The sequence below is a fragment of the uncultured Sphingomonas sp. genome (assembly GCF_936927845.1).
In the GTDB taxonomy this organism is placed as follows: Bacteria; Pseudomonadota; Alphaproteobacteria; order Sphingomonadales; family Sphingomonadaceae; genus Sphingomonas.
Window position 1 is genome coordinate 1 of sequence record NZ_CAKZHV010000011.1, and the last position, 5,992, is coordinate 5,992.

The 5,992-nt window shown below is 64.1% G+C and carries 6 protein-coding genes; 4 read left to right on the forward strand and 2 right to left on the reverse strand.

Annotated elements, in window-relative coordinates; genetic code table 11:
• Nucleotides 1–414: 414 nt before the first annotated feature.
• On the forward strand, nucleotides 415–1,782 hold the full coding sequence (locus tag Q0579_RS02260) for a S41 family peptidase (protein WP_298279766.1): 1,368 nt from the start codon (nucleotides 415–417) through the stop codon (nucleotides 1,780–1,782).
• 115 nt (nucleotides 1,783–1,897) lie between these two features.
• Here the strand turns inward: Q0579_RS02260 and Q0579_RS02265 are convergent, their stop codons facing one another.
• Nucleotides 1,898–2,671, reverse strand: coding sequence for an SDR family NAD(P)-dependent oxidoreductase (locus tag Q0579_RS02265; protein WP_273691606.1), 774 nt, complete (start codon nucleotides 2,669–2,671; stop codon nucleotides 1,898–1,900).
• An 11-nt stretch (nucleotides 2,672–2,682) separates the two neighbouring features.
• Nucleotides 2,683–3,552, reverse strand: a complete 870-nt coding sequence (locus tag Q0579_RS02270) for an NmrA family NAD(P)-binding protein (RefSeq protein WP_298279772.1) — start codon at nucleotides 3,550–3,552, stop codon at nucleotides 2,683–2,685.
• Between the two features lie 101 nt (nucleotides 3,553–3,653).
• Between Q0579_RS02270 and Q0579_RS02275 the strand changes: the two genes are divergently transcribed.
• The 3 genes from Q0579_RS02275 to Q0579_RS02285 all read left to right on the forward strand — a co-directional run bounded on the left by Q0579_RS02275 (nucleotide 3,654) and on the right by Q0579_RS02285 (nucleotide 5,458).
• A complete protein-coding gene (locus Q0579_RS02275) occupies nucleotides 3,654–4,595 on the forward strand; it encodes a LysR family transcriptional regulator (protein ID WP_298279774.1) in 942 nt (313 codons plus the stop codon).
• The gene (locus Q0579_RS02280) at nucleotides 4,592–4,990 is read left to right on the forward strand and encodes a VOC family protein (protein ID WP_273691602.1); all 399 of its coding nucleotides are present in this window, start codon (nucleotides 4,592–4,594) and stop codon (nucleotides 4,988–4,990) included. Before Q0579_RS02275 ends, Q0579_RS02280 begins: the two co-directional genes overlap by 4 nt.
• 126 nt (nucleotides 4,991–5,116) lie before the next feature.
• On the forward strand, nucleotides 5,117–5,458 hold the full coding sequence (locus tag Q0579_RS02285) for a hypothetical protein (RefSeq protein ID WP_273691600.1): 342 nt from the start codon (nucleotides 5,117–5,119) through the stop codon (nucleotides 5,456–5,458).
• Nucleotides 5,459–5,992 lie beyond the last annotated feature (534 nt).

Sequence of the window (5,992 nt, forward strand, 5' to 3'; positions counted from 1 at the left end):
TGACTCGTCTCCGCTGCTGACAAATCCATCATCAGCATCTCAGATTCGAGCCTCCGAGGCTCCGGCAGTCATGGGGTCTAAGGGTCCGGCGTTAGCATGTCATTCCGCCCCAAGCCGGACCGATTACGGTGCATAGATCGCATGACGGGTTAGGTGACACCGCCTGATGGAATTACGCGGGGCAGGCGCCGTCACGCATACGCTCGTTTGCGGAGCGTCCCGTTTCTCCATGTCCAGCGGGCAGTTTCGGGAAAGCGTATTCGGGAACAGGTTTCGGGAAAGCCGGTCGGTCACTACGGGGCACGGGCTGTCCAACGCTCCGGCCGTCTCGATGATCGTTCCCAATCGAGAAATGAACCAGCTCTAGTGTCTTGCTATGGCAATACACATTGATTATGGTTTGGTGGAAAGGCGATGGTTGAGACGTTGGCTGGTGGATTGATCCGATATACCTTGGGCGCGGCGCTGCTCGTGGTAGGCACTTCTGCCGCAGCAGCAGGGCCTTGGGTGCCGATGGCAACGGCGGGCAAGGCTGCTGACGGTATCTGGCGCTCACGCGGCTACGGGCACATCCTCGTCGTGAGGAATGGAGTGCGTACGATCTACCATGTCGCCGGTGCGTTCTGTTATCGCGGTCAGGGTAGCCATCCCGACGACGATGCCTACCGCCTGGTGTCCATCAAAGGACAGAGCAGTCTCGTATTTGCCGCCTCACCCGATAAGACCCACTATGCCTTCGATCGCATCGACGCTCTGCCGCGTCGCTGTACCGAGCAACGCAGATGGACGGCCCACGATATCGGGAGGGTTATCGCGGCGACGTTCGCCGACCTCTACCCCGGCTTCGGCCGGCGAGGCAGGACGCCAGCCGCTTTGACCGCCGCCCTTGCGACTACGGACGCTTCAGCTCCCGGCACGGCCTTTTTCAAGCAAACCACTCGGGCGCTCGCCAGCCTAGATGATGCCCATGTCGGTTTGCAGGCCAGGATCGACGGCGTAGATCATGATTTCGAGGGCGGCGAAGCTCGGACCGTCGTGAGCGCCCGAGCCGATCCGGCATTGGGTCCCGATCCCGCGCAGCGGGAACGGGCTTGGTCGAAGTCGTACCGTGAGGGGATCACTAGCCTGCTCGATGGCGGCGGGCGCCAAGTCGCCAACCGCCGCATCCTGTGGGGGACGATCGGGCAGATCGGCTATATCAACATCGTCTCCATGGGCGCGTTCGATAAGGATGCGCCCCCTGATGACACGAAGGCGCTGGATGCCGCGCTGGACGAGGCTCTTGCCGCCTTTCAGGGGCTTCCCGGCATGATCGTGGATGTCACGAATAACCGTGGCGGGTACGACGCGATCAGCCTCCATATCGCCAGTCGGTTCGCGGCAGGGCGACGGCTAGCCTTTTCGAAACGGGCCATCGGGGCGAACGGCCCTTACCAACGGTTTGAGGTCGTGCCGTCTGAGCGTATTCACTTTCTCGGCAAGGTCGCGTTGCTGACCAGCGACGTGACAGTCAGCGCGGGCGAAACCTTCACCCTCGCAATGCGGGCGTTACCGAACGTGGTGCAGATCGGCGGCCGAACCCGAGGTGCGTTGTCCGATCAGCTTACCAAGCCCCTTCCGAACGGTTGGACGCTCACGTTACCCGCGGAGGATTACCGCGATCCCGATGGACGTTCGGCGGAAGGAGTCGGTATTGACCCCGCACGATCCTTATCCCCCTTCAATCCCGACCATCGGACCATGATTCAACAGGTCGTGCAGGGCCTGTTACTTCGCAGCTAAGCGGGTCTTCGGTTTCCCGATCAACGATCCCAATCGGGAATGCCCATCCCGAGTTCCATGATGTATCGAGGCGCGACCCTGCGAGCGTCCTTTGCTGCCGATGCCTGACGCGGAGTCAGGACGGAAGTTCGATCTTGCTGAACGCGGCACATCGGTCGAGAAGCCGACGCGCCAGGGCGGGATCGTGCGCCTCCGGGTTGGCCGCCCGCTCCTCCAGGTGATAAAAATAGCGGCCAGATCGCATCGCCGCGGGATCGTTGGAGACCGCCAGCCAAGCTTGGGTGCGATGTGCCTGGTCCATGTCGTCGGGCGCGCCCGCACCGCCCATCCGCGTCGGTACCCACCCCGGCTCCAGCGCGTTCGAGATCGTATCCGGCCATTGTCGCGCGATGGCGAAGGCCAGCATCGCATCGTACAACTTGCTCTCGGCGTAGGCGGTCGAGCCATTCCAACGGCGCCGCTCCCAAAGCATGTCGTCGATCTCCGTGCGGACATGGTGGTGCATACCTGAGCTGAGATAGATCAACCGTCGCGGCCGATGCATCAGCGCGGTCAGAGCGTAGGGCGCCAGCACATTGGTCGCGAACAGGGCTGGAAGCCCGTCCGCCGTGATGTCGCGGCGCGGTTCGCGGTAGCCGATCGCGACGTTGTGGATCACCGCGTCGAACGATCCAAACGCGTTCACCTGCGCCGCGACCGCCCGCATCCCGGCCAGCGTCGCAACATCCCCTTCCACCATACCGGCCACAGCCGGCAGAGCGGCGCGCGTAGCCGCCGCCCTCGCCGCGTCGCGAGCATGAAGGACGACCTCATGCCCGCCTTCCGCGAGCAATTGCCCGGTCATGAGGCCCAGCCCTTGGGCGGAGCCGGTAATGAAGATGCGCGCCATGATGACCTCCTTCAGCTCCGCGCACAAAGGTCGGAGACGACCTCTGCCATATCGACGGTACCGACCGCCGGTTCGATGCCGGCGCCCTCGCCGGCAAATTCAATCCAGCCTTCGTTGAAGCCGTCGAGCATCGCCATGCGCGCCTGCGGGTGTCGCATTCCCTCGGCGCGGAAGCGTGCTTCCCATGTCGCGCGTGCCACGGGCACCGCCTGCACCGGCCGGCCAAGTGCCTCCGAGAATGCTGCAGCAAGGTCGTCCGGGCTGACCTTGCGGGGACCACGCAACTCGACGACGCGACGCTTCTGCAAATCTCCCCGCAGCAGTTCGGCCGCAACGCGGCCGATGTCGCGCACGCTCACCATGTCGATGGCACGGTCGGTCGGTTGCAGAAAGCTGTCGATCGCGCCTTCCCGCGCAGCGGCCACGTCCCACGCCGCATTCTCGATGAACCAGGCGGGGCGCAGGAAGGCGATCGGGACGCCGGGGTTGACCAAATCCTGCTCCAGCAGCCCGGCGTTGTTGAGCAGGTTGAAGCGGTCGATCTGGGCGCCAATGCTCGACAGGGCGACGACGCGGCCAGGCCGGGCATCGGCCAGCGCGCCAGCATAGGCGGCGACCATTGTGCGCGCAGCGGGGAAGCCCGGCGCAGGATCGTAGTCGGGCGGTACCATCAGGAAGGTGCCCGACGTTCCCGCCAGCGCCGCGGCGAGGCCTGCACGGTCCGTGGCGTCAGCGACGACCGCCACCTCGCACCCATACGCCGCCCAGGCCGCCCCCTTGTCTTCGTGGCGGACGACGGCACGAACTCGCTCACCCGCCTCCAGCAGGGCACGGGCGACTTCACCACCTACCTGACCCGTAATGCCCGTGACTGCGAACATGACCGTCTCCCTTCAATCGTCAGGACGAATTAGGCCATGGCAGACCTGTGCGTTAGACGGGTGTCACTCACAAAGCCTTTGACAGGAGGCAAAGATCACCGATGCGTGACACCAGACTGCTGGCAGACATCGGCACACTCGTCGCCGTCGTTGAGGCGGGTAGCTTTTCGGGCGGCGCCCGGTCGTTAGGGCTGACGCCGTCCGGCGCCAGTCGGGCGGTGGCGCGACTGGAGGGCCGAATCGGCGCCCGGCTGCTCGACCGGACAACGCGCAGCTTGCGCCTGACGGAGGCAGGGCAGCGCCTTCACACGCTGGCGCGGCCCCACCTCGCCGGGCTGGAGGAGGCGGCGACGATTGCGAGCGGTGTGGCGCAGGTCGTGTCCGGCCGCGTCAGGGTCGCGATCAATTCGATCGTGCTGCGACACCTGATCGCGCCGGCCTTGCCAACCCTCGCCGACCGTCATCCGGGCTTGCATGTCGAGTTCGTCGTGGGTGACGCCGGCGACCTGACCCGGAGCGGCATTGATCTTGCGCTGCGCTTCGGGCCCCAGCCGTCGTCGGCAATGGCGTCGCGGCACCTGTTAGATACTCGGGTGCTGACGGTGGCCGCGCCCGGCTATGTCGCACGCCATGGTCGCCCGGAGACGCCCGCAGACTTGGCGGACCATGACTGCCTCCACTTCGTCGATCCGCAGCGGGACCGGCCATTCGAGTGGGAGTTCCGCCGCGACGGCGATACCCGGTCGGTCGCGGTGACGGGGCGCTATACCTTCGTTGATGTGGAAGCGATGGTAGTAGCCGCCTGCGCCAGCGCTGGCATCGCGCAGGTTCTGGCCCTCGGTACGGAGCGATTGGTTGCGGATGGCACGCTGATCGACCTGTTCCCGGACTGGCCGGGCGAGGTGTTTCCGCTCTACGCGGTTCGGCCCTCCCGCCGGCTCGCCCCGGCCGCGATCGAGGCGTTCATAGCCTTCTGCGTCGAGGTGGTTGCAACAACCCCGGTGGATAAGGTTACGGGGCGAGACGAAAGGACCCACACATGAAGGTGGAAGCGTTCGATCACATCGTGCTCAACGTGCGCGATGTGGAGGTTTCGGCGGCTTGGTACGCAAAGGCGCTCGGCATGGGCCGCCGGGATGCCGAGGCCGACAACGGGTCGACCCGGACGAGCATGATGTTCGGCGCCACCAAGATCAACCTGCGCCCCGTCTCCGTCTCCCAGGAGGCGTGGTTCACCGCGCGCACCCCCTCGCCGGGCAGCGCGGACCTGTGCTTCCTGACGGAAACCCCGCCCTGCACCGTGGCCGACCACTTCACGGCAATAGGCGTAGCGATCGAACAGGGCCCTGTGACCGAGAAAGGCGCGCGAGGCGCGATCCGCTCCGTCTACGTCCGCGATCCGGACGGTAACCTGATCGAAGTCTCCTCGTACGAATGAAGCCTTCGCTTTCCCGCTTGACCATCCTAATGGGAAAGCCGCGGCCGTCTCGTTGGTGGTTCCCCAACGGGAAGGCGAGACGTTGTGTCGGGAATATGCTACGACAATCCGTAAAGGAGCCGGTCTATGGGTATGCTGGTCGTTTCGGCAGTTTTTGTCGTGATACTTTCTGCCTTAGCTTACCGCGCGAACATACGCTTTCGTAACGAGCGCCGACTTCCAATGCAGTGGGGGATCACAGGGGCAGTAAACTGGTCCGCGCCCCGATCCGTTGCGCTTGCCTTCATACCGATCTTGGCAATCGGCGTTCTTGGCTTTCAGGTATTCATGGCATTGAATGTTCCTGCCCGAGCCGGGCAGGAGGCACTTGTATTCCCCGTGCTGGTCGGAACCGGTGCCACACTTGTCGCGGTGCAGCTTCTGCACCTTTGGTTGATCGAGAGGACTTTGCGCCACAACGCCGGGTAGGTCTTGCTCGCTCGACAGGTGGCTTTCCCGAAATTCGATCCCATGCGAGACGGGATCGCTATGCGTTGGGGTGTCATTCCGCCCCCAACCGGACCCGGCCACCAGCGGCGCATTTTTCAACAGCCCCGGTCGTGTTCCTCGCTGATCGACCGTGAAATGAAACCTTGTCGTAATCACAACAAACCGCTGGCACGATGATAAGCATCGTTCGATGTGGCGAAGGCGTAAAGGGAAACAGCCACCTGATGCCACGCTGCATCCGATTTTTCTTGTGATTCGCGCTGCCCCTGCTGATCACCGCGTGTAACGACCGGCAATCAGCTAGGGAGGCAGGTGCGCAGGTTGGCTCCATGATTATGTCGGTGCGTCCAGGGACGTCTGCATGTGGATCCGCACCAACTGTGGCAAAGTTGCAGGATTTCGCTGGAGTTACGTGGTGGACGGAGAACAAACACTGGCGCCGCGCGGCGGATCGCGGGCAGCCGGCGCAGGCGTGGGCACATGACACTGCGGGTGCCGGCACCCGGAGGTTGA

Bases quoted from the DNA above. Each gene is read 5' to 3' on its own strand.
- Q0579_RS02280 (WP_273691602.1), top strand. From the start codon at position 4,592: ATGAAGGTGGAAGCGTTCGATCACATCGTGCTCAACGTGCGCGATGTG.
- Q0579_RS02270 (WP_298279772.1), bottom strand. From the start codon at position 3,552: ATGTTCGCAGTCACGGGCATTACGGGTCAGGTAGGTGGTGAAGTCGCC.
- Q0579_RS02275 (WP_298279774.1), top strand. From the start codon at position 3,654: ATGCGTGACACCAGACTGCTGGCAGACATCGGCACACTCGTCGCCGTC.
- Q0579_RS02265 (WP_273691606.1), bottom strand. From the start codon at position 2,671: ATGGCGCGCATCTTCATTACCGGCTCCGCCCAAGGGCTGGGCCTCATG.
- Q0579_RS02260 (WP_298279766.1), top strand. From the start codon at position 415: ATGGTTGAGACGTTGGCTGGTGGATTGATCCGATATACCTTGGGCGCG.
- Q0579_RS02285 (WP_273691600.1), top strand. From the start codon at position 5,117: ATGGGTATGCTGGTCGTTTCGGCAGTTTTTGTCGTGATACTTTCTGCC.